The sequence below is a fragment of the Brevibacterium paucivorans genome, from assembly GCF_016907735.1.
GTDB classification, from domain to species: Bacteria; Actinomycetota; Actinomycetes; order Actinomycetales; family Brevibacteriaceae; genus Brevibacterium; species Brevibacterium paucivorans.
In genome coordinates, this window is record NZ_JAFBCP010000001.1 from 1,019,973 (window position 1) to 1,043,673 (window position 23,701).

21 protein-coding genes are annotated in these 23,701 nt (G+C 54.8%); 9 read left to right on the forward strand and 12 right to left on the reverse strand.

Annotated features, from left to right (window positions below):
- Positions 1 to 77 precede the first annotated feature (77 nt).
- Both JOE56_RS04790 and JOE56_RS04795 read right to left on the reverse strand, forming a co-directional pair.
- The gene (locus tag JOE56_RS04790) at positions 78 to 2,084 is read right to left on the reverse strand and encodes a polysaccharide biosynthesis protein (protein ID WP_204515068.1); all 2,007 of its coding nucleotides are present in this window, start codon (positions 2,082 to 2,084) and stop codon (positions 78 to 80) included.
- Between the two features lie 33 nt (positions 2,085 to 2,117).
- Positions 2,118 to 3,011 (reverse strand): DUF6270 domain-containing protein, encoded by an 894-nt coding sequence (locus tag JOE56_RS04795; RefSeq protein ID WP_338028624.1) that lies wholly within the window; start codon positions 3,009 to 3,011, stop codon positions 2,118 to 2,120.
- An 83-nt stretch (positions 3,012 to 3,094) separates the two neighbouring features.
- On the opposite strand from JOE56_RS04795, the gene JOE56_RS04800 reads away from it, so the two are divergent.
- Both JOE56_RS04800 and wecC read left to right on the forward strand, forming a co-directional pair.
- Positions 3,095 to 4,954: a glycosyltransferase family protein gene (locus tag JOE56_RS04800; protein ID WP_338028625.1), complete on the forward strand. Its 1,860-nt coding sequence runs from the start codon at positions 3,095 to 3,097 to the stop codon at positions 4,952 to 4,954.
- A 28-nt stretch (positions 4,955 to 4,982) separates the two neighbouring features.
- Positions 4,983 to 6,248 (forward strand): UDP-N-acetyl-D-mannosamine dehydrogenase, encoded by a 1,266-nt coding sequence (gene wecC, locus JOE56_RS04805; RefSeq protein ID WP_204515070.1) that lies wholly within the window; start codon positions 4,983 to 4,985, stop codon positions 6,246 to 6,248.
- A 61-nt stretch (positions 6,249 to 6,309) separates the two neighbouring features.
- Here the strand turns inward: wecC and JOE56_RS04810 are convergent, their stop codons facing one another.
- The gene (locus JOE56_RS04810; RefSeq protein WP_338028626.1) at positions 6,310 to 7,368 is read right to left on the reverse strand and encodes an LCP family protein; all 1,059 of its coding nucleotides are present in this window, start codon (positions 7,366 to 7,368) and stop codon (positions 6,310 to 6,312) included.
- A 113-nt stretch (positions 7,369 to 7,481) separates the two neighbouring features.
- Between JOE56_RS04810 and JOE56_RS04815 the strand changes: the two genes are divergently transcribed.
- The 4 genes from JOE56_RS04815 to JOE56_RS04830 all read left to right on the forward strand — a co-directional run bounded on the left by JOE56_RS04815 (position 7,482) and on the right by JOE56_RS04830 (position 11,146).
- Positions 7,482 to 8,717: an acetyl-CoA C-acetyltransferase gene (locus JOE56_RS04815; RefSeq protein WP_204515071.1), complete on the forward strand. Its 1,236-nt coding sequence runs from the start codon at positions 7,482 to 7,484 to the stop codon at positions 8,715 to 8,717.
- Positions 8,718 to 8,847: 130 nt separating this feature from the next.
- Complete coding sequence (locus JOE56_RS04820; RefSeq protein ID WP_204515072.1) at positions 8,848 to 9,642, forward strand: electron transfer flavoprotein subunit beta/FixA family protein; 795 nt, start codon at positions 8,848 to 8,850, stop codon at positions 9,640 to 9,642.
- Between the two features lie 35 nt (positions 9,643 to 9,677).
- A complete protein-coding gene (locus tag JOE56_RS04825; protein ID WP_204515073.1) occupies positions 9,678 to 10,628 on the forward strand; it encodes an electron transfer flavoprotein subunit alpha/FixB family protein in 951 nt (316 codons plus the stop codon).
- Positions 10,629 to 10,765: 137 nt separating this feature from the next.
- The gene (locus JOE56_RS04830; RefSeq protein ID WP_204515074.1) at positions 10,766 to 11,146 is read left to right on the forward strand and encodes a hypothetical protein; all 381 of its coding nucleotides are present in this window, start codon (positions 10,766 to 10,768) and stop codon (positions 11,144 to 11,146) included.
- Between the two features lie 50 nt (positions 11,147 to 11,196).
- Here JOE56_RS04830 and cls read toward each other — a convergent pair whose 3' ends face one another.
- From cls to JOE56_RS04855, 5 genes are all read right to left on the reverse strand, one after another.
- Positions 11,197 to 12,684, reverse strand: coding sequence for a cardiolipin synthase (cls, locus tag JOE56_RS04835; protein ID WP_204515075.1), 1,488 nt, complete (start codon positions 12,682 to 12,684; stop codon positions 11,197 to 11,199).
- Between the two features lie 64 nt (positions 12,685 to 12,748).
- Positions 12,749 to 13,213, reverse strand: a complete 465-nt coding sequence (locus JOE56_RS04840; protein ID WP_204515076.1) for a MaoC family dehydratase — start codon at positions 13,211 to 13,213, stop codon at positions 12,749 to 12,751.
- A 48-nt stretch (positions 13,214 to 13,261) separates the two neighbouring features.
- On the reverse strand, positions 13,262 to 14,095 hold the full coding sequence (locus JOE56_RS04845) for an ATP-grasp fold amidoligase family protein (protein ID WP_204515077.1): 834 nt from the start codon (positions 14,093 to 14,095) through the stop codon (positions 13,262 to 13,264).
- 67 nt (positions 14,096 to 14,162) lie between these two features.
- Complete coding sequence (locus JOE56_RS04850) at positions 14,163 to 15,125, reverse strand: glycosyltransferase family 4 protein (protein WP_204515078.1); 963 nt, start codon at positions 15,123 to 15,125, stop codon at positions 14,163 to 14,165.
- Complete coding sequence (locus JOE56_RS04855; RefSeq protein WP_204515079.1) at positions 15,122 to 16,987, reverse strand: glycosyltransferase; 1,866 nt, start codon at positions 16,985 to 16,987, stop codon at positions 15,122 to 15,124. Before JOE56_RS04855 ends, JOE56_RS04850 begins: the two co-directional genes overlap by 4 nt.
- Positions 16,988 to 17,302: 315 nt before the next feature.
- On the opposite strand from JOE56_RS04855, the gene JOE56_RS04860 reads away from it, so the two are divergent.
- Complete coding sequence (locus JOE56_RS04860) at positions 17,303 to 17,962, forward strand: NUDIX hydrolase (RefSeq protein WP_204515080.1); 660 nt, start codon at positions 17,303 to 17,305, stop codon at positions 17,960 to 17,962.
- 81 nt (positions 17,963 to 18,043) lie between these two features.
- Here the strand turns inward: JOE56_RS04860 and JOE56_RS04865 are convergent, their stop codons facing one another.
- Positions 18,044 to 19,369 carry a molybdopterin molybdotransferase MoeA gene (locus tag JOE56_RS04865; RefSeq protein ID WP_204515081.1) on the reverse strand — a complete coding sequence of 442 codons (1,326 nt, stop codon included), beginning with the start codon at positions 19,367 to 19,369 and terminating at the stop codon, positions 18,044 to 18,046.
- A 33-nt stretch (positions 19,370 to 19,402) separates the two neighbouring features.
- Between JOE56_RS04865 and JOE56_RS04870 the strand changes: the two genes are divergently transcribed.
- Positions 19,403 to 20,326 carry a formate dehydrogenase accessory sulfurtransferase FdhD gene (locus tag JOE56_RS04870; protein WP_204515082.1) on the forward strand — a complete coding sequence of 308 codons (924 nt, stop codon included), beginning with the start codon at positions 19,403 to 19,405 and terminating at the stop codon, positions 20,324 to 20,326.
- 188 nt (positions 20,327 to 20,514) lie between these two features.
- Here the strand turns inward: JOE56_RS04870 and JOE56_RS04875 are convergent, their stop codons facing one another.
- Positions 20,515 to 20,769, reverse strand: a complete 255-nt coding sequence (locus JOE56_RS04875) for a helix-turn-helix domain-containing protein (RefSeq protein ID WP_239530371.1) — start codon at positions 20,767 to 20,769, stop codon at positions 20,515 to 20,517.
- Positions 20,770 to 20,787: 18 nt separating this feature from the next.
- Here JOE56_RS04875 and JOE56_RS04880 point away from each other — a divergent pair, with 18 nt between their 5' ends.
- On the forward strand, positions 20,788 to 21,033 hold the full coding sequence (locus tag JOE56_RS04880; protein ID WP_204515083.1) for a UDP binding domain-containing protein: 246 nt from the start codon (positions 20,788 to 20,790) through the stop codon (positions 21,031 to 21,033).
- A 41-nt stretch (positions 21,034 to 21,074) separates the two neighbouring features.
- Here JOE56_RS04880 and JOE56_RS04885 read toward each other — a convergent pair whose 3' ends face one another.
- Together JOE56_RS04885 and JOE56_RS04890 are read right to left on the reverse strand one after the other, a co-directional pair.
- Positions 21,075 to 21,980, reverse strand: a complete 906-nt coding sequence (locus JOE56_RS04885) for an ATP-grasp fold amidoligase family protein (RefSeq protein WP_204515084.1) — start codon at positions 21,978 to 21,980, stop codon at positions 21,075 to 21,077.
- A gap of 899 nt (positions 21,981 to 22,879) precedes the next feature.
- On the reverse strand, positions 22,880 to 23,683 hold the full coding sequence (locus tag JOE56_RS04890; RefSeq protein ID WP_204515085.1) for an enoyl-CoA hydratase-related protein: 804 nt from the start codon (positions 23,681 to 23,683) through the stop codon (positions 22,880 to 22,882).
- Positions 23,684 to 23,701: the final 18 nt, after the last annotated feature.

Consider the following 23,701-nt stretch of genomic DNA (forward strand, 5'->3'; position numbering starts at 1 on the left):
TTGCAGGCCAGGAATTACGAGAAACCGATTGACCGCGTAGCCCAGAACTAGCGCGACCCCAAATCCAAGAAGGAGCGTCACTGCCCGTCCCCATTCTGTTGAGCAATCAGTTCCTCTAGAGACAGCGGTGATGTTGAGGGTTGCGCTGGGTTCAAGGCGTTTTCTTGTGCTTCAGTCATGCAGTCGCTTTGATGTATCAGCGACAAGAGCTGAGTGCGCAACTCTGCATCGCGCCGGTGACCTGCCAACCGTCCTGCAGCGACAATAGACCGCACGTGCTCTAGCGAGATTGGAGAAATAGATACCTGTGAAATTAACGGGTGACCAGGTCGGTTATCGGACTCTCCTGCCGCCAGCCTCACTTCCTCGGGTTTCTCCCCGTCGCGCAAGCCTGTGTAGACGATTTCGATGTCATCACGTCCAGATAACGCGATGACACGTTTAGCTAGGTCTTCAATGAGCACAGGTTCGCCCATATCCAGAACGAGGGTCTCTCCGGGGTTACCCAGGGCGCCGGCTTGCAGCACCAAATCGCATGCTTCGGTGGCTGCCATGAAGTAGCGTTTGACGCCAGGAGCTGTCACCGTGACTGGCCCACCTGCTTGCACTTGAGCAACAAATGTGCCCAGGACCGAACCACGTGACCCTAGAACATTTCCAAACCGCACCGACATGTACCTGCGACCGGTCTGACGGGCCACCTCGGCGACAGCTCTTTCAGTTAGGTATTTCGAAGCACCAAGCACTGAGGACGGGTCGGCAGCCTTGTCAGTAGAAATATGAACGAAACTTTCGACGTCGTTTTCGACAGCGGCATCGAGTAGCGACAAACTTGCGCCGACGTTCGTCTTAACAGCCTCGTCGGGAAAGCGTTCAAGAAACGTCAAGTGTTTCAAAGCCGCCGCGTGGAAGATAATGTCTGGTTTGACGTCTGCCACCATTGATCGGACAAATCGCCCGTCGCGGAGATCGCCAAGTATCAGGTCATCACTCGTCAGAAGTGCCGATCCCTCAAGAATGAGTTGTGTCGAATGAAGACCACTTTCGTCACGGTCGGTCATTACCACTCGTTTTGGCGCGTACTTGACCAACTGTTTGCACAAAACTGATCCGATTGATCCGCCAGCTCCTGTGACGAGGATGGTCTTTCCGGTCAAGTAATCGGCGATTTCGTCGACGTTGGTGTTGATCGGCTGACGCCCCACCAAGTCATCGAACTCAATACTGCGGAAAAAGCCAGGACGCGACATGATTGGGGCGATCTGGTTCATGGTCTGTCGCCGTTGATCTTCTGCTCGCAGATGCGGTAACACACGCAGATCAAGTTCCCGAGCACTTGTCTCTTTAACAATGCTGTCGACTTTGTCCGAGGGCAACGAGTTCGACGCTAAAACAACCAGATCGGGTTTCATTTCGTCGAGCAATTCGGGTAGCGCAGTAAGTGCCCCTAGGACGCGCACACCTTCAATACGCAAGTGGCGCTTTGCCTTGTCGTCGTCAAGGAAACCCACAACGACAAACTCTTCGCGAGGGTCCTCGGCGATCATCCGATACGCGGTGCGACCGTGTACACCCGCACCGATAATAAGTGCCTTCTTTGCGCGGTTATTTTGGATGCGTCGTCGCTGAGTCCACGCCGTATCGAGCCATGACAGCGTACCGATTGCAACGATCGTGAGCGCCCCTGCTGTCAACGGAACGCTGATCGGAATTTCAAGGGTTAACCACGGCAACAAGAAGGCCAAATAGAGCAGACCTGTTGCGATCGCGGTTAGCGAACCGATCGCCATCAATTCATCGCCAGAAGCCTTCCAAAAGCGCCCCCGGTAAACGGTCAGTGGGCCAAGCACGACGAAAAAGAGGAACCCGCACAACGCCGCAATGAGAATGTGCGTGTAGTTGGGGGTGGTAACGCTGAAGTCATAGCGGACCATTGCGGCAACCCACACCGCCACCGCATACACGAAGCCGTCACGAAGCGCTCGGACAAATGCCTGCTTGGTCGTACGAAGAGACCTCGCAGGAAAATTTGTCGCAGTTGGCTTTGGCTGACTAGGGGAAGCTATGGCTCGGTCCTTACTCACACAAAAATGAAACTTGCGAAACCAGTATAGTTCTCAATCCCTAGCTATTCGTCGGAGCTCGTCCACGAGAGACTCGTAGGTTTGCGCATCGTAGTGGTAGGGAGCAACCCCCCACTTATGGTCGCGCGCACTTCTCACGTCCTCGGCCCCCCTGCAAATCACAGAGTCCGTAAGTGTGCTCGCAAACTCGAAGTAGCGTGCAAAAGAGTCGTTGGCTTCCGCTACACGCTGGTGACGAGCGTCAACATCAGGCAGTGTCGAATCGAATAGATCATTGGTTACACTCCAAATCGCACGGCCTGAAACCATACCGGTTCGCGCATTCGACCAGTTTCGCTTGAACGTTCGAGCGAGTCGGCCTGCTTTTCTTCGGTTGTGCGATGCCCAACGTTCATCATCGAACGTATCTGCCCAGGCGACATCCATGAGAACTGTTGGCGCCTCCACGGCCTTGAGCTCAGCCATGTTTAAGGCGAACCCCTTCTTCCATAGATCGAAATGTTCATCCGACCCAAATTCGATAAAACGGTAGTTCTTTTGACGGGCTATCGCGTCGATTCCAAGTTTGAAAGCTTCGATCGAGTTTGTGAGGAAACGCCCCTCCTGGTCTGCCCACACGCCACGGCGTTCGTCAACTAAATCGATCAAAATAAGGTTGAGGTCGTCCTCTTTCAATCTCTTCACAGCATCTGCGCGTGTATCTCCTAGATACGACTTTCGCTGGAACTCAGATTCGAGCGCCGTACTCGCTGGGGCGTGGTCACGCATTGGGTTCAACCGAGTTATTGAGGACTGTCGCGCTACGTAAACACGAGGATCGCATTCCGCCCAGTATTCACACGTATCCCGAGAAACGCACGATCCGAAGATCCCCACAGCTACGTGATTCTCTTCGTTTGAACTCATACCACCATCTCGCACAGTCATCGTTTTTCACTTGGTCACACAATAGCCTCTTATGGCACATCGATGTGTGAAAATAGGGGAAAGTAGGCCGTTAGGAGGAAGTCGTGTCCAAGATCCACATGCTTCGCAAAGCACTGTGGCACCTGCGCAGAGGCGGAGTCGGCCAACTCAAAGAATGGTCTAGACGGTCTAAGACCGAGAGGTTAAATCGAGCTGGATTCCGCAACAGAGACAAATTCGAGTATTACCCAGCTGAACCGCTTGAGCGACCGAAGCGATTCCCCGACCTCAATGTTGGCGTTATTCTTGACGATTTTTCACTACAGGCCTTCGCACCAGAATGGAACCAAATCGAGCTTGCGCGAGACTGGAATGGCCAGTTAGACAACCTCGACCTCGTTTTCATCGAATCTGCATGGAACGGCAACCATGGGAAATGGCAATATCAACTCACGGGCAAAAGTGGAGTCAAAGATGACTTCAAAAGCCTCCTCGCAGATTGTCGAAACCGCGGAATCCCTACCGTTTTCTGGAATAAGGAAGACCCCCCGCATTTTGAGGACTTCATCGAAGCTGCCTCGCTTTTCGACCATGTTTTCACAAGTGATTCCCGTCTCATTCCTGAATACACGAAACGCCTGGGCCACGAGCGAGTCAGCGCGCTCATGTTTGCTGCCCAGCCCTCCATCCACAACCCTGTTCGCGCGGTTGGAGAACGGATAGCAGACGGAGTGGCGTTCGGTGGAATGTACTTTGCGCATAAGTTTCCTGAGCGGCGCGAACAGATGGAGTGGCTCCTCCCTGCCGCTAAGTCTGCTGCAGAGAAAACTCGTGAGCGATTCGCAATTTTCTCACGCCAACTGGGTAAAGACCCCAGGTACCAGTTTCCACCGCCCCTCGATACTTCGGTGGTGGGTTCACTGCCCTATGACGAGATGCTCACAGCGTATAAAGACTTCAAGGTGTTCCTAAACGTCAACTCTGTTGTGGATTCGCCCAGCATGTGCGCCAGGAGAATCTTTGAACTCACCGCGTGTGGAACGTCCGTGGTCACAGCTCCAAGCGAAGCGACACGACAGGCGTTTCCCCCGAACGAGATCTTCCAACCTGTTAGTGAAGACGAAGCCTTTCACACCACTCGGGCTCTCTTGCGATCCCACGAGCTACGTGACCGTTCCGTCCACCTTGCTCAGCGGCGCGTGTGGGAAAACCACACATATGCCCACCGAGCCGAGAAGGTAGCCCATGCTGCGGAACTTTCAATCTCCGATACAGCGCGACACAAGGTGTCTGTACTGACTTCAACAAATCGTCCTCAGCAGCTGGCGCATCTTTTCTCGCAGGTCGGAAAACAGACCGTAAACCCCGAACTAGTTCTGATTACGCACGGCTTCACGCCATCCTCAGAACAAATCGACGAGTTGGCGCAGTCCAACGGAATCGCCGAGGTCGTCCACCGGGTTGCAGACACCGACCTCACGCTGGGCGAATGTTTAAATATGGCTGTTGGCCTGGCCACAGGCACCGTCCTCGCCAAAATGGACGACGATGATCTGTACGGCGAACGCTACCTCGAGGATGCCCTCCATGCGCTCATGTATTCGGGCGCTGACCTCGTTGGAAAGAACGCGCATTACATGCATTTAGAAGCAGAAAACGTTACCGTCCTCCGGTTCCCGGAACGCGAGCACAAGTTCACCAACCTTGTCATGGGACCAACGATGGTGGGACCTCGAGAAACTTTTGAAACCGTACAATTTGCAACTCGTAGCACAGGAGAAGATACTGATTTTCAGGCTCGGATTTTAGACGAGGGTGGAAAGATCTATTCGATGGACCGATTCAATTTCGTCCAAATGCGTAAGGAATCTCACGCTCACACATGGAGCGTCACCTCAGCCGAGCTTCTAGGAAACGGAGTCATTCACAGCTACGGTTTACCTAGCAACCATTATTTTTTCTAGAACAAAACTAGATGAGTGAGGACAAGCCATGACACAGGGTGTGGAGACATCCCAGCCAACCGTTGCAGTGATCGGCCTAGGTTACATTGGCCTACCAACCGCCGCTGCTCTTGCCAACGGTGGTGCTAAAGTAATCGGCGTCGATGTAAAAGAATCCACCGTAGACGCAGTCAACCGCGCCGAGCTTCCCTTCGTAGAAGAAGGTATGCAGGAAGTTTTGACAAAGGCAGTCACGAGCGGAAACCTCACCGCCAGCCTCGAAACACCAGTTGCACAAAACTACATCGTGGCTGTACCCACCCCTTTTAAGGGTGACCACGAACCTAACCTGGCCTACATTGAGGACGCCGCGACTAAAATCGCGCCCCAGCTCAAGGGTGATGAACTGGTCATCCTCGAATCAACTTCTCCTCCCGGTGCCACTGAGCGAATGGCTCAGGTCATCCTGGACGCTCGCCCTGACCTGACCATGGAACCGGGCCAGGACAACTCTGTCTACTTCGCTCACTGCCCAGAACGCGTGCTTCCTGGCCGAATTGTAGAAGAACTGCGCACGAACGACCGCATTGTTGGTTCGCTCAACGGCGACGCTGGTGAACGCGCACGCGACCTCTACAAGCTTTTCTGCGACGGCGAATTCCTGATGACTGACGCTAAAACCGCAGAGCTGTCCAAACTCGTCGAGAACTCATTCCGCGATGTCAACATCGCATTCGCAAACGAATTGTCGGTCATTTCTTCAGACCTCGGAATCGACGTCTGGGAGCTCATCGAACTGGCCAACCACCACCCTCGCGTCAACATTCTGCAGCCTGGCCCAGGTGTTGGTGGCCACTGCATTGCTGTTGACCCATGGTTCATCGTGTCGTCTGCGCCTGAAACTGCCCGCATTGTTCGCGCCGCACGTGAGATCAACGACGCGAAACCAGAGTTCGTTCTCAACCAGATCATTCCGCAGGCAGAAAAGTTCACCGCCCCCAAGGTCGCTGTTTTGGGTCTTGCGTTTAAGCCCAACATTGACGACCTGCGCGAAAGCCCGGCAATGCTCATTACTGAACAGCTTGCCCAGCGTCTTCCTCAGGGTCAGATCCTGGCAGCCGAACCAAACATCAAGGAACTCCCTGCCAAGCTTGCAGAGTTCGAAAATGTGCAACTGACCGAACTCAACGATGCAATCCGCGACGCCGACATCGTGCTCTTGCTCGTTGACCACGATGAGATCAAGGCAGTTGACCCATCAGCGGTCAACGCTGGCTTCGTCTACGACACCCGCGGAGCGTGGCGCACCAAGTAACCGCTTTTAAACAAAATGCCGGGGCTAGTTCATGTTGAACTAGCCCCGGCATTTAGCTTAACTACCAAGCACCGTTCTTAGCGGTTTCTGCAAACTGCGCAACTTCGCCGTTAGCGTACGCCTCTTGCATCCGTTTCTGTTCCTTCTCATCAACCACAATGATCGAAGCTTTACCAGCACGGCCCGGCCCCTTGTTGGGCGCGGTGAAGAAGTGCATATCGCTGGCCCTAAGCCCACGCATTCCAAGCCCCATCTTCACCATCTTGTCGGACGAAAGACCGTCGTCGACCGTCACGTACGGCGAAAACTCCTTGACGATGTTGGAGATCTTCCCGGGGTCTGAAAGCGTGTTACCTGACAAGGTCTTGCGCATAACACCCTTCAGGAATTCCTGCTGGTGACGCATACGCGTGTAATCACCATCCGCAAAGTTCTTACGAGCACGCACAAAGTCCAGCGCGCGCTTGCCCTCGACGTTGTTTACACCAGCTTCAAAGTTCGACCCGTTCGACGAAAACGCTTCTTCAGACTTCACGTCAACGCCACCGAGCGCGGTACTCAATCCTTGGAAACCTTCAAAGTCGATAATTGCGACGTGGTGGATAGGCGCACCAATGAACTCGCTGAAAGTCTTAGTCGCTAACGGCAATCCACCGTACGACATCGCGGCGTTAATCTTTGCCTTTCCATGACCTTCGACGTCCACCCACGAGTCACGTGGAACCGACATCACGTAAATGCCTGAGTTATCAGCTGGGATGTGCGCGATCAAGATCGTGTCTGACCGGAATCCACGAGCGCTCGTGTAGTCAACGTCTTTTTTCCTTGCGTCGGATCCCAGCAACAAGATGTTTGTGCCTTTTCCATCTTTGCTGGCGTCTGGTGGTGGGTTGTCACCAAAAATCTTGCTTGCCTCAATCTTCTGTGACCCCTTGTCCCACAGTGATTTGACGTACAGGAAGTACCCGCCAATAGCCGCCATCCCCAGGAGAACCAAAACAACTAGACCAGAAATGACCCACTTCCCAGCGGTCATTTTCTTCTTTTTTGCCCGAGGTCGTCGCAGCTGAGATTCCTCGCTGGTTTCGGGACTGTCATCGAAAATATCTGAGTGTGACACTGAAGCTCCGCACTGTCGTAAAAAGACCTAACGAATATTGTACGAGGTTCATACGGTCATTCCAGAATGCGTGGCCGCGTTCGAGGAATCTCCCATGAAATTAGACTGTCCTTATGATTAACGACGTTGTTATTTGCTCTCCTCTACGCACGCCAGTGGGCGGGTTCGGTGGCCAGTTTGCTTCGCTCACGGCACCTCAGCTAGCAACACAGTTGTTCGAAGCACTGTTAGCAAAAATCGCCTTGGACCCTGAACACATCGACGACGTGGTTCTTGGGCACGGTTACCCAACCATGGAGGCCCCGTCCATTGGACGCGTTGTCGCACTCGACGCTGGCTTGCCGGTTCGCGTAGCCGGAAGACAGGTCGATCGACGGTGCGCTTCTGGCCTGCAAGCAGTCCTTGACGCTGCCGGACAAATCGCAACAGGAGGTGCTTCGCTGGTGGTTGCGGGTGGAGTTGAGTCGATGTCTGGTGCCGGATTCTTTGTGGATGGCATCAGGTGGGGTTCGGTCAACGGAACCGTCAACATGAAAGATTCCCTTCAACGTGGCCGGGTCACGGCAGGTGGCAAGAATCATGTCATTCCAGGTGGAATGATCGAAACTGCTGAAAATTTGCGGAGGAAGTACGCCATTTCACGTGAAGAACAGGATCTACTAGCAGTTGAGTCGCACAGGCGCGCGACGCAGGCGCAACGGGCTGGGCATTTCATGGAAGAAATTGTGCCGGTTACGGTACCTGGTACCCGCAAGGTCACTGAACACCAGGTACACACTGATGAGCACATTCGCCCCAATTCCACGCTAGAAAAGCTTGCGCAACTCTCCCCTATTTTAAAGAGCACCGATCCGAAGTCCACCGTGACGGCGGGTAATGCTTCCGGCCAAAATGACGGCGCCGCCATGTGCATTGTGACAACCATGCGGGAAGCTGAACGCAACGGGCTCACACCGCTTGTGCGGCTGGTGAGTTGGGGTGTGAGTGGAGTGGCACCAGAAACCATGGGCATTGGACCAGTTCCGGCAACCGAGTATGCGCTCAACCGCGCAAACCTTGCACTGCCAGATATGGATCTCATCGAACTCAACGAAGCATTCGCGGCTCAGGTGCTGGCGGTTACCCGCGAGTGGGACTTTCCTGCATTCTCAGCGACGACCTCGGCGTTTGACCGCCTCAACGTCAACGGTTCTGGCATTTCCTTAGGGCACCCCATAGGCGCGACAGGGGCGCGCATCCTCACAACCTTGGCGTACGAAATGCACCGAAGAGAAGCCCGATACGGCTTGGAAACTATGTGCGTCGGTGGCGGACAGGGCCTGGCGGCAATCTTCGAACGCATCGCATAAGACGCTTTCCTTCCGCCCGGAAACTGGCAGTTCACCCAGTAAAACGTTCAGTTAGCACTGACTAACTGAACTGTTGTTACAGTGAGGATACGACCACACGGCCACTGGGCCAGGAAGGATGACTGCTGATATGCGGATTGTCACTTTTGTTAAGTACGTTCCGGACGCAGCTGGCGACCGGACTTTCGACGACGACAACACGGTAGACCGCGAAAGCGACGGAATTCTTTCCGAGCTTGACGAATACGCGGTAGAAGAAGCCCTGAAAATCAAGGATGCTGTAGGCGACGCTGAAGTTATCGCGCTGACAGTTGGACCCGAAGACGCAGAGGACGCTGTTCGCAAGGCGCTCCAGATGGGCGCCGATGCAGGTGTTCACGTCGACGACGAAGACCTCGAAGGTACGTGTGCAGTGGGAACCGCAAAGGTTCTCGCCGCTACGATCAAAGCATACGAAGAGGAAGAAGAGGAACAGGTTGACCTCATCCTTACGGGCCTTGCATCCACCGACGGTGGCATGAGCGTCATGCCAGCCATGGTTGCTGAACTGCTGGGACGCCCTGCGGCAACTCAGGCTTCGGAAGTGACTGTTGAAGGAAGCACCGTTCGTGTTCGTCGCGACGGCGACACCTCGAGCCAGTTCATTGAAGTGAGCCTGCCTGCCGTTGTGAGCGTGACTGACCAGATCAACGAACCTCGCTACCCATCCTTCAAGGGCATCATGGCTGCTAAGAAGAAGCCCATTGACTACTACGACCTTGAAGACCTTGAGCTCGCTGAAGCTGAAGTTGGGTTTGACGGTGCGACCACCCAGGTGGTCAACGTCGCCGAACGTCCTCCACGCACCGCTGGTGAAATTGTCACCGATGAAGGTGAAGGTGGAAACCAGCTCGTTGAGTGGCTCGCTTCCAAGAAGCTCGTCTAATCAATCCGTCCAACTAACACAAAGGGAATCGAAACATGTCTGAAGTTCTCGTTCTTGTAGACCACGTGGACGGCAACGTACAAAAGTCCACATTTGAACTCCTCGCAGTTGCTCAGCAGGCCGGCGAACCAGTAGCAGTGTTCGTAGGGTCTGACGACCAGGCGCAGAACGCTGCGGCCTCGCTGGGCCAGTACGGCGCAACCAAGGTTCTTGTCGCAAACGACCCAGCTCTGAACGAATATCTGGTTGCTCCTAAGGCTGAACTGCTCGCGCAGCTCATTTCCGAGCGTCAGCCAGCTGGCGTCCTCGTTTCGTCAACCGCCGAAGGCAAGGAAATTGCTGGTCGTGCAGCAATTAAGTCCGGCTCCGGTGTCATTACTGACGCTGTTGAGGTGGAAGCTGACTTCACTGCTACCCAGTCGGTGTTCGCTGGTGCGTACACGGTCACCGGTAAGGTCACCAAGGGCACTCCGATTGTTGCCGTGAAACCAAACTCAGTGTCACCGGTTGAAGCTGGCGCACAGGCAGCTGTTGAAGCTGTGAGCTTCACCGCAAGCGATGTAGCAAAGACCGCACGTATCGTTTCGGTTGAAGAAAAGCCTTCTTCAGGTCGCCCAAACCTCACGGAAGCACCGATTGTTGTTTCCGGTGGACGCGGTACCGGTGGAGACTTTGGCCCAGTCGAAGCTCTGGCAGACTCGCTTGGCGCTGCCGTCGGCGCCTCACGTGCAGCCGTTGACGCTGGCTGGTACCCACACGCGAACCAGGTAGGTCAGACCGGTAAGGTCGTTTCGCCTCAGCTGTACGTTGCTGCTGGTATCTCCGGTGCGATCCAGCACCGCGCTGGTATGCAGACCTCGAAGAACATTGTTGCAGTCAACAAGGATGCAGAAGCTCCTATCTTTGAGCTCGCAGACTACGGTGTCGTTGGCGACTTGTTCAACGTACTTCCGCAGGCAACTGAAGCGATAAACGCACGTAAGTAATGCTTGACAAAAGTGGTGTGGTCACCGGCTGGTGGTTACACCACTTTTTTGTGCGAATTTGTCGTAAACCGTTCACGAGCATGCGTCACCTGACATAATGAAACTGGTCGCCCAAGCAAAAGTTTTAGGAGCTTCACATGAAGAAACGACTCGTCCTTCTTGCCGGAATTGGTATCGGATTTGTTCTGGGTTCGCGCGCCGGACGCCAGAGCTATGAAAACCTCAAGCGCCAGGCAACAAACCTGTGGAATGACCCCAAAGTCCAGGACGGTATCGAAACCGCCCGCGAACAGATCGAAGAAAAAGCTCCTGTTGTTGCACAGGCAGTCAAAGACAAGGCACCTGTTGTTGCAGACAAGGTGAAGGAAGCCGCAGACGCTGGCGTTGCTAAAGCTAAAGAAGCTACCAGCGATGTAAAGGCAAAGGTCGAAAACGACCCTAAGTCCGAGGTTCCTGACGACGTCGTTTCAGACCCAGCTACTCCTATGGACGAAGAAGGTCCAGCACCTACGAAGTAAGTGCGTCGTGAGGGGGCGGGTGATCCATGGTCACCCGCCCCCTTTCGCATTCACAACAACGACGACGTCAAGCGACACACGTTCTCTAGATACTTCTGCTTCAGCGAGCGTTTACGCCACTGCTCGATATTGAGCTCCTTCACCACGGGCACATACGCTTCTTCTTCCAAGTCATACAGCGACGATGTCACACCTTCATCAACGATGAGCAAGCTGATCTCCATGTTCATGGCAAACGACCGTTCGTCCATGTTCGATGACCCAATCACCGTGACATCGTCGTCGACCAGGATGAACTTCGAGTGCAGAATCGTGGGCTTGGGGTAAAGAAAAATCTTCACCCCGTTCTCCATGAGCTCCTCATAAAACGACTCTTGCGCGTACTGCAAAATAGCGTGGTTTCCCTGCTCAGACACATAAATCCGAACATCAACCCCGGAATGCGCCTCTGTCGTCAACGCCTGCTTCAGCGACTCATTAGGAACAAAATACGGAGTCACAATCACAACACGCTTGTTCGCGTTATACACCAAGTGATTAAACAGCCTCAAATTGTTTTCCAACGGAAAACCCGGCCCTGAGGGCACCGCTTGCGCCATGATTCCACCCTCGTGCGGGGTGTCCATGGTCAGTTGCAACTCATCAGAAATAATGTCGCCGGTTTCTGAGTACCAGTCAGTCGCGAACACGGCGTCCAGCTCGTTAACCACCGGGCCTGTACACCTAATGGCCAAGTCTTTCCACTCAAAGCCTTTTTTCACATTCGCACGCTTGTTGTACGTCTTATCAATCGCATTGAGCGAACCAGTGAACCCAACCTCACCGTCGATCACCACGATCTTGCGGTGATTCCGCAAGTCAGGGCGCTGATACTCCAACCGCCACGGCCGCACGGGCAAGCTCCGTCGCCAGTCAATAGGTGAGTTGTCCATGAGCTTGACTAGCTCTTTGTAGCCTGGGTACCCCACGCATCCAATGTGGTCCACCAGCACACGCACGTGCACCCCACGCTCCGCAGCGTCCTTCAACGCATCAAAGAACGGGGCAGTAGTCGAGTCATAGGCAGCGATATAAAATTCCACATGGACGAACTTCTTAGCGCGCTCAACCTCTTCGGCCATCAAGCGGATAGCTTCGTGATTATCCGGCAACAAGCTAAAAGAGTTCCCGTGCGTCATGGGAAGCGCACCCAGGGAGTAATTTAGTTGCGCCGAGGTGCGAAGTGGTTCCGTGAGGTGCTCGGATTTGCCCAAGATGGCTTGGTCGTCTGTTTGCTCTTTGATCAGGTCGTTGATTGTTTGCTGGTCTTTTCGGCGCTTTGCCGGCAACTTTGAACTACCAAAAATCAGGAACGCAATGATTCCCACATACGGGATGAAGAAAATGGCTAACAGCCACCCCAGCCCTACGGCTGGTTTGCGCCTGTACGGAACCCATCCCAGCGCAATAAGCCGAATCAGGATGTCGGGGATGATCAGTAGGGTAACCAGCCATGCTGGCCAGTCGAGTTCAAACAGTTGAGTTGCCCACAAATCCACCATCCCAATTTAGCGCACGTGCAAGAACGCTAGTCCCCGCACGTGCGCAGAAAAGAATGACGGGCTACGCCTCAACCATGAGAGTGACGGTCTGTGCGATGCAGGCTGGCTTGTCAGCACCCTCAATTTCGACAGTGTGGTTCATGACTACCTGCACACCGGATGACTTGCGGTTCACCTCGGCAAGTTCCACGACATCACGCACACGAGAACCCACAGGAACTGGCTGTGGGAAACGCACCTTGTTGAGCCCATAGTTGATCATCATCTTCATTCCGGTGATGGTGAAGATCTTTGGGCTTAAACCAGCAATGAGGCTCAGTGTCAGATAACCGTGCGCAATCGTGGAACCAAAAGGCCCTTCCTTGGCCCGTTCTTCATCGATGTGGATCCACTGGTGGTCATCGGTTGCATCTGCGAACTGAGAAACACGTTCCTGAGTAATTTCAAACCAGTCTCCAGTCCCTACTGGCTGACCGACTAAGGATTCGAGTTCTTCGACACCATTGATGACACGAGGTTCTGACATTGCTTCTCCTTCGAAACTTTTATTTGCCTTTGAACATTTCTACCATCGCTAAGCCACTTCGTGCATGTCATCTTGCACTGGAATAACACCTTGCTTGACTAAGCGTTCTTCAGCTTCCAACCACAAACGACCAAGTCGTGCAGATTCGGCTTGCGACATCAAGAGCCTATTTTTGTAGTAATAGGGACCTGGTTCGAAAGTTAGCTCACCTAAATAAACTCCATTAGGGACGTCATACAGATCAACACGAACAAATGGCGAAGGAACAGCACTTGAAATTCGTTCCGCAGTAAGCTTCAAAGCTTCCCAGTTTTTCGGCACTATCGCCTCAACGACTGTATCTAGATGCTTTGCCACCTCAGCAACCGAATACCGCTCATTTGTATCAACAAATGGGAGAAAGTTTCCGTCGAAATACATGAGTTCGCGCGTAGTTGGCGTAATATGTCGCTCAATCACGATCATTCCAATTACACCGCTGAAACAGTAGCACTTAACATCGGGAATCGGAGCTGAGCCGTCATGGTCTCGCAACAGTTGCTCAGCATGAAAGTTTCCCTGTGATGTATCTTCAAAATATTTGAGCGCAATGCCACGCTCTTCCTCGAGGACGCTTTCCCTGTTGAATTCTTCATTTTTCTGGAGATCGTAGAGCGCATTTCCACGTTTTTCCAAAAGTCGGACGCCTTGGGAGGTACTTGCGAAATCGGGTTTTAACACGAATTCACTTGGTAACTGGTCAAAATCTAGATCAGACAACTGTCCGTAGAAATACTGCTGTGGTACACGAACACCGACAAACCGAGCGAACTTTTTAACCTCGTGCTTCTCGCCAAGGAAAATTGGGACGCCCTTTTCAAGTTTCGAAAGCCGACGTTTCATTAGCAAGTGATAATTCAACTCGGACCCCACGGTTTCTGAGCAAGTGGCCAGGAGTTCAACGAACAGTCTATGCTTCGCGACCCGTGAGCACTTCTGCCATTGCTTCCACATTTCCGGGTTGAACCGTTGTCATGCGTGTGTGAAAGTCACTGTGTTCGTGGATTACCGGCAGGTCAAACGCGACCACATCTAGACCGCAACTAGGCGCTTCAACGAGCGCATACCCAAACGATTCAACCAGGCTTGTGGAAATAAAACTACCTCCACTTCGAGCCGCCCCACGATAGAAACTTGCCAGCTCCGCGGCAGATAGATTCATTCGCAAGTGAACTCGATGTTCGACGCGTAGGCTTGCTGCTTCTGCAAAAAACTCCGACGCAGGACCGGGCTGAGTTTCCAAGCTGATCACCACAAACGCATGGAATCGTTCTGGAAGTTGTGCAAGTAACCGCAATAGGTACTTCGATCCCTTACCGCGATCAAAACGACCTACCCAGATAAGTGGGGTAATCTCATCGCTGAACGTGTTGTAAGGCGCGTCCAACGCATCGTTGAAGAAGTAGGTGTCTACGCGGTTGGGGACCACTTCAAGCCTCCGCCGAAATCGAGGCTTGAGCATTGGCAACACGTGAAACGCGCTGTAATGGGATGGAACCCTGAACACGTCTACGCGAGATTGGTCGAGAACGTCAAGCTCTTTCTTGACGACCGAAAACGCCCCGGAGTGGATCTCATAGACCAGCTCCGTGTTGTCTGGAACCTCTAGCGTGTTAGCAAGTTGCGGGTTTGATAGGACCGAAACACGATCATAGTCGCGGTTTGCCAGAACGTGGTTAGTGTACTCAGCGAGTCGTGAACCAACTACTCTGCAGCTGAGGTTAGCGAACTCCTCAAAGGTCGCAACACCCCCCTTGTTCAATTCGAAAATAGCGTCATAATGGGCTTCCGGATTTGCTCGCGCACGACCACGAATGACCGAAGAAACACCACCACGCGAGCAGTTCTTGTACACAATCAGATTGTTACTCATGAGGAAAATCCCATCATCTCAACGTAGAGTTGCGCACGCGCACTCCACGTGTTTTCGGTTGCAAATTGGTCGATCCTGCTCAGTTCTTCGTCAGTCATAGGTTGGTGCAACGCTTCGTCAACAGCACTCACCAGTTCTTGAGGATTTCGGTAAACCCACGTAGACGGAGATGAGTCTACTGATCCCATTGGCGACGAAACCGTACGGAGACCCCATGCCAGGTATTCAAAAAGCTTGTTGGGATCAACGCCTACAGACAGAGGGCTCTGGATGAATGGAATAAGACCCACTCTCCACGATCGTGCGTACGATTCAATCTCCTCATGAGTTTTCGGACCAAGAATCGACACGTTACTTGGAACTTGCCCCAGTGCCGGAGCACCATGTCCGATGATCTCAAAACGCGCCTCGGGAAGTGCGCGAGCGAGGTGGAGTACAGCTTCCCAATCGAACCACGATGGAGTTAGATGTCCCACATAGCCAACCGCAAGGTCCTTGTGCTTCCATACCTCGCTGGTGCGAAGTGACTTTGCACGTTCGACTACTTCTTCCCGCACTGCATTGGGAATTACACGGACATCGACGTCACGTTTAACGGTCAGACTACGAACTTTCTGTTGGAGGGCAGGACTCACGGTGATTACACGCTCTGCGCGTTCGATCATGCGCCTTTCCAAAGTCGATGTGTACCACTTTGAGTAGCCGACACGGTTGAATTCTTCCATGTCGTCACGCACGATATATAGCGTCTGCCATCCATGTGCAGTTGCTGCATCGACTGCACCGTTAGCTGAAAGCGACGGGAACGACGAGCACACGTACACTGTATTTTTTCCTTGCCTTCTACGCGCCACCATCGCAACAGCGTCATCAAAGTGTTCCCGGTTTGCTTGACAGACATTGGGTAATGGCCGTTCCGACATTTCACCGATCGAGCTAAACGGGAAGAAGAGAACATGGTGTCCAAGCTTGTTCAGTTCACGCACGAGGTTGTTAGGACGAAGAGCTCGAGTATCGTCTCCCACCGGCGGAGCAGTCGTGTCCACAATCCACAACGGATCATCCGCCTTTATCGAATCTAAGAACTCTTCAAGGTGCCACAATGACTCTGCGGACCGCCTCCACTCCACCTTTGGAGCTCCTACTAAAAGTAGACCTTTATCATTCCATTTATTACCACGAATCAAAATTTCATGCGTTTCTTCACCGAAACTAAACTCTCTTTCAGTGACATCCGGAATGTTTTTATCTGAAGCAGACACATAGAGGTACCCGCCGATTGCCGGAGAAATACCTAGATTCGTAGGCGGCAAAAGTACATTTCCTGATTTGTCTCGCAGTTCAACTGAAACCGGAGTGCGACTCTCAACTCCATCTCCAGCTAAACCGTGAACTTCGACGTTAACAGAAGTGGCACCCTCTGGTGGATTAAGTACAATTTTGTACGCTGGTGGATGAAGCGCGACATCATTGCCACTGGGAGTTGCTAAAACAGATTCAGAACTCGATTCGGAATTAAAGACAACTTGCCCAGAGTAGAACGCATTTGCAACGTTTCTGCGCAGGTTACCTTTAAGCCTGAGTGAAACCACATTATCGGGTACCTGAAATTCAAAGTGGTTATTCCTATATTCAGATGAAGAACCTGCTACATATCGAAAATTTTGATACGCACTCGAGTGCCCAGCGTCAGGTAGCTCGACCGGTTCAGACTCTTCAGTCAGAGCGACCACTTCAAGAACGGCGGCTTTCTCAGTTTCTTTGTCGCACTTGATCTCAACGTCGACATAAACCCGCTCCCCAGGGACGACGTCAAAGCTAACATCGAGTTCTTCAAACGGAGTAGCCACTGCGTTATCCATACCAACCTACTCAAACTATTACCCTGAAGTTCGTCATCACCATGAACTTCACGCTTAAATCATTCACCTAGAACTAAAAACCGTTTGCCCCGGATGAAGATTAAAATTGCATACGTAGTTAATACTTTAACCGAAGTATAGGTAGCCAACGCTCAGGGCTTACCGTCATATTGTCTCATTCGATTGGAAAGAGCTCGCGAATGTAGCAGTTCGTGCATACAGTGCTGTGCGTTACCCAGAGAGAATATATGTTTCCGCTCATGTCGAAGTGGCCACACCAGGTACAGTGAGGGCAGTGCGTCAGAGAGGAGCATCATGGTTGATCACGCACCCGCTGCCCCGGCAAGCGACTTTGACCCGCTGCAGGTTCCTATCCGCAAAGCCGTGAGTGTCCTCATGGTCCGCCACAATCCGCATCTCGAACTCTTCGTCCAACACCGCGTGACCACCATCGACTTCGCCGCCGGCATGGTCGTCTACCCAGGGGGCCGCGTAGACGATGCCGACTACCACTCCCCCATCACCGCCTCGGCCTCACACGCCCAAAAATGGGCCCGCACCTGGGCTACAGACGTACCCACCATCAACGCGCTCCTCACCGCCGCCGTACGCGAAACCCGCGAAGAAACCGGCGCCACCCTCGAGCCCACCGCACTGCACCCCTGGGCCAACTGGACCACCCCACCAGGCCCCAAACGCCGCTTCGACACATACTTCTACGTCGCCGACGCCCACAACCTCGCCGCCCAACACCAAACCACAGAAGCCACCAACTCCGAATGGGCACCCGCCCACACACTGCTCGCCGACTACAACGCCCACCGCCTCGACATGATGCGCCCCACCCTGCACCTGCTCAACGAAATCATCGAACTGGATACCGTCGACGCGATCCTCGACGCGGCCGCCCACCGCAACATCGACCCCGTACGACCCACCACCGCCGACGCAAAAGACCTGGGCAAGGCCAGGTAGTCGCTGGGGCGGTGCCTGGTGAGAGCGTCGCTTTCAGGTCAGGTCACGGCGGTCGTAGCGCTGTTACCTGTTCAGGGCACCTCACACGGGCAACGGCAGGCACGCCACCGCGTCCCCGGCTCCCGCACCTTCCGGAGGGATGACCACCAACCCGCGCGCCTGCGCCAGTCCGCGCAACATGTTTGAGCCCCGCTTGTCACACAGCTCCCAGCGCTGCAGGTTTGCTCCCGAGGTGTCCCTCGGTTGTGTGCTTTGCTGCCCACCTTCTCCCGCCGAGGTGTCCCCCGGCTTGGCTGGCATCACCCGCCACGCCGATCCGGCACCAGACCTGCCCTGACCGGGGTCGAAATCGTGGGCCAGGCTCACGGCCCCGGGCTGTTCGATGCCACGGCCCAGGGCACCCCGGAGCACATGGGCGAGCACCAGCCGCAACGCCACCATCGCCGCCAACGGGTTACCCGGCAGGCCCACATGCACCACCCCCGAATGTTCCATGAGAAACGTGGGGTGGCCCGGGCGCATGTTGAGTTCGGGGAACAGGACACGGCCCGTCTCACCCGTGACCCGCCTCAGCGCAGCACGCCTGACCTCATCGACCCGCGAATGCCCAGTTCCACCCGTGGACACCACAACGTCACACTGACCCACCAGCTTCTCCAACGCGGCCTCAGTTTCCGCCTCACCGTCGCCGATCCGCTCACTGGCAACCACCTCGGCACCCAACATGCGCACATACGCGGGCAACTGCGGGCCAAACGCATCACGCACGAACCCGGGCTGAGGCAGGCCGGAGGCGACAACCTCGGTACCAGTCAACAACAACCCCACCCGCGGCCGGGCACACACCGGCAATGTGTCATGCCCCGCCACCGCTGCGAACGCCACCTGAGCGGGCGTAAGCAGCTCCCCAGCACGGGCGACCAGTTCCCCGGAGAGGGCTTCGCGACCGGCGCGACGGATGTTTCGGCCGGGTTCCAGATCTCGTTGCGGCGCCCCTGGCGCCAAGGAAATCCGCCCAGCGCCAGCAGTTCCAGCGCCACTAGCCTCACCAGCATCAACCTGCACCCACTCTTGCCGCACCACCGAGGTGGCTTCCGAAGGTACCAGCGACCCCGTCGCTACCGGCCACGCATTCTCCCCCACGATCCACGGCCCCGGGCCGCGCACCGCAAACCCATCCATGGCCGAGGAGTCATAATGTGGCACATCCCTCACCACCCGCACGTCCTGGGCAAGCACTTCACCAACGCACTCGGCCAACGGGCGCGTGACCTGCGGGGCGGGCAGACGCGTGCCACTTTCGTACGCGATTGCCATGGCGTCCAGTGGGTTCGGCGCCTGGGCGGGGTCTGCTCCCAGCCCCGAGGCTCCCACCTGCCCGCTTTGTGATGTACCGTTTTCGACCATAGGGCCAGCGTATCCTCCACCCGAAAGGTCACCATGCGTCGTTCCGTCCGCACCCGCGTCCACGTGTTTGGGCCCAACGGCCGTATCCGCACCAAAACCGACAAAGTTGCCGGCGAAGAACCCCTCGAAATCCGGTTGGGCGACCAGGAGTTCACGGTCATGATGCGCACCCCCGGCATGGACACCGAGCTGGTGCTGGGCCTGCTTCTGGGCGAAGGGATCATCCGCACTACCAGTGATGTGGTGGAGATCGATTTCTCCACCGGCTTGGACCCTGACGGCACCCGCAACTACAACGTGGCTAGGGTGCGTCTTTCGGCCGAGGTGTCCGCCGCCCTGGCGCAGAACGGCGGGCTTCCGGTGGGGCAGGAAAGGAATGTTTACACCAGTTCGGCGTGCGGGGTCTGTGGCACGGCTGCCCTGGAAGCAGTGACGAAGGTGTCAAGCTACCAGCTGCCCGCGTCCGAGTCATTCTTTGAGCCTGCCACTGTGTGCGAACTGCCGAACATCATGCGCGACCAGCAACCCCTATTTGCCACAACCGGCGGGATTCACGCGGCCGGGCTGTTTAGGTTTGGGACGGGGGCTGGGGCGACCTCGGGCACTTCTTCAACCGCGGGGGCCGGAACCGGGGCTGACTCAGGCTCTCCAGCTACCTCCCCCACCTTGCTCACGGTTGCCGAGGACGTGGGCCGTCACAACGCCGTTGACAAGGTCCTTGGGTGGGCGATGCGCGAGGATCTACTCCCGTTGAGTTCGTGCGTCTTGCAGGTGTCCTCGCGCGCTTCGTTTGAACTGGTGCAGAAAGCAGCGATGGCGGGGGTGCCTGTTCTTTCGGCGGTGAGCGCACCCAGTTCCGCTGCTGTGGAGTTGGGGAACAGCCTGGGTGTGACCGTGATCGGGTTTAACCGTAAGGGGACGTTTAATGTGTATTCGGCCCCGGAGCGGCTACTCTAGAGCTGACCCGCTCCAGGTTTTAGTTCGGACACGTTTTCTCTACACAAGAGGACAGATTTGGAGTGCTCCCCCATTAGTTGGACTGATGTAAATCAGTTGTCTTCTAGTGAGGAGTATTTCTTTGCGTGCAGATAGTACGTTGACTGCGAGTCAGCGGGAAGAGTTGGTGGCCTTGTTTGAGCAGGGTTTTAGCTACGGTGTTGCGGTGTTCGTCTTGGTCCTGCTAAGAACTTGTACCATCGGTTCGAGTTGCGTGGCAGGCTATGTCTGGTGAGGGGACGTGCGGAGCGTGGTTGGAGTTCTTCAAGTCCGCCGGTGCGGAGGCGTTGCAGAAGGGTCCTGACCCATCGGGTTCTGATACCGAATTGTGTTGATGCGTCTTTAATGCTCATGCGACCGTTGACGATGGCTAGAACGACTGCGCGGTTGCGTGAGTACGTCATTGTCCGAGCGTCTTTGGCGTGAACGATGTACTGAAATCAGACAGTCACCGCATCGCGGTTCTGGGTGAGGCGTTCAAACCCGATTCGGATGATCTGCGCGATTTACCGACGTTCGACATCGCTCTGACCCTCTGGTCACACAACGCCGATGTGTCCATCCACGACCCGAGAGACGGGTTGAGTATCACGGCATCGATCGCGCCGTGTCCGAGCAACGAAAGTTTAGACACTGGAAGCATCTCGAATGAGACAGAATGCTCATGAGAGGCAAGCCATTGGAGGGCACGCTGTTGGTGGTGCAGTACTCAAATAAGAGGTGTCCCGTGAAGCTTCAGGTCTCTTCTAATTGAACGATCTTCCTCATAGGTGCATGCAGCCAAATGCTTCCCATAGATGCGTCTTGCAACCGCATCATAAGTAGCTTCCATGTTTGATTGGGCTCGACTCCACATTGCCCCCATAGCTGCTTGGAAGTCGTCAGACAGCCTCAGTCGATTGTTCTTGGGGAAATACCCTCCAGGAACCAAGGTGATCTCACCGACTACGGGGCCGGATGGCGTGGCATACAGGTCAATCCGCGAGAAGGGGGCTGGCACAACCAAGGAAGTCTTACGTGCCAAGCAAGTCAACGCCTCCAAGGTCTCGCTATCAGGAAGCTGAGGGGGTGGGCTAGGTTTTTCTTGGACCAATGACGACTTGTCAAGTAAGCGAAAGCATTCGTCGTAACGTCCAATGTGTGCCGTCCGATGATTCCGGTCAATAACTACAAATGCTGCAATCTCCCCTCGGAACGCGTACGCTTTAAAGTCGCGAGGAACTTCTAGGCCATCGCAGTCCTGGATTACTTGCTCGACTATCAGCTGATTGGCTTTATTTGAGTTCTTGGAAAAGAGCGAGTCTTGGATCTCTACGATCTCGCTCAACGTGAGTTGCTTATTCGTCAGAGATTCTGTGAATAGGTCTTCGTCTCCGGTCTTGGTCAGGACCATGACTCCGCGAAGTGATGATTCCAAGGTAGGTTTGAGCACAAAGGTTTCGGGGAGGCCAGACAAGTCTATGTCGCGGGGGGAGGCAAAGCGACGCAGAATCTTGCTAGTTGGGATATTGAGTGCCTCTAAGAAGTCATAGCACTTGACTTTGTCGTGTAGATGCCACGGTGTGAACGGTTCCAAGCCTTTTGCTCGAATCCGCATGTAGTCATCCCATATCATGGCTGTCCTCTATCGGTAGGTGTCCCACTCCGCCTGCCTGCGAAGCGCAAAGACCAGGGCTCAGCATAGCCCAGGTTAACAATCACCGTACCCCCCGGCACCCCTTCAGGCAACACAGAGAGATCGAAAGCATAGCTCGAGAGTGCGTAGCTCTCTGCCTCAACTAGGGCGTGCCCAAAGGATTCTTTTAGACTTGTCGAAACGAAAGCGTCGCCACAACGAGCAGCTCCGCAAGACATTGAGGCAACCTTTGACTGAGAGGGATTCATGCGAAAGTGAATCCTGTGCTCTACCCCACCCCGAGTGCGCGTGCCTGAGACATAAAACCGGACACGGGGCCGGGTAGCGTCTCCAGGCCAATGACCATAAAAGCATGAAACTCGTCAGGAAGTTTGACCAGTATCCGAGCAAGGTATTTCGGTCCCTTCCCTTTGTCGAAACAGTCGACCCACATAAGTGGTCTCACTCCTGACGGGAAACGCTCAGTGTGCCCGTTGGGGATGAACTCCGAGTCATTGATCATGTTCGGCGCGCCTTCGACACGGCGGGCATAACGACGTGGCAACATGGACTGAACGTTGAATGCGTTGAACTCTGAAGGAACGCGGGTAGTATCAACCTTTCAAGTTCCAGCTTCGCTAGTCCCTTCTCTGCAACGGCGAAATGGGACGAACTGGTCTCGTATGGGGCGGGTGCGTAAGTTGTACGGCAAACACCTCAGGTGGTTTTCTCTACAGAAGAGAACCGATTCCGCTTTGATGTGTAGATTAACGCGTCGATTTTGAGCTGAAAACGTGAACAAAACGAACAAAAAGGGCGTTTACTCTACACTCCTGTTCGAGAGTTGTAGAGTAAACAGCCGGAATCAGACCCGCACCAAAGCAAGCCCAGGCCCAGCCTTAACCCTTGCCTAGTTCCCGCATCCGTGTGCGGACCGCCTCGGCCAGTTCTTCACCACCAATGAGACTGCGGATCGCACGCTGCTCAGCCGCGAACGCATCACTCAACGACGCGCGCCCGCTCAAGTCCACCAGCATTTTCGCCTGCGCCAACGCTGACCGAGACTTCCCCGCCAACTCACGCCCCAACTCCAGGGCGCGCGCATTCGCATCCTGGGCCAGTTCCTCAACCAGCCCCATCTCGTAGGCCCGCTGCCCAGTGACCACCTCACCAGTGAAAATCATGCGCTTGGCGTTCCCCGCCCCCACCACACGTGGCAGAAGCTGAGTACCGCACATATCCGGCACAATCCCCCAGTTGATCTCCATCATCGACAGCTTGGCATCCGGCTGAGCAACCCGCAGATCCGCACCCAACGCAATCTGCAAACCACCACCGAACGCCACCTTCTGCACCGCCGCAATCACCGGCGCTTCCACCTGCTGCCACACAAAAACAGCCTGCTGTGCCAACGCTTTCGCCGGGCCCACACCCTCACGAGCTTCCGGCAACTCCGCCTGACCCCCAGCCATTTTCTTGAACTCGCTCATGTCCAGGCCAGAACAGAACCCCGCACCCTTACCGGTCAACACCACAGCGGCCACGTCGTCGCGGGCCTCAACGAACCTCCCCGCATCCACCAAATCCGCAAACATCTCATGCGTCAGCGAATTCAAGGTCTCCGGCCGGTTGAACTCCACATGCGCCAACCGGTCCTCAATCGTCAGCGTGACCGTTCCGTATTCGGCTTCGAATGCGTCCATGGTTCCCTCCGTTGTGGT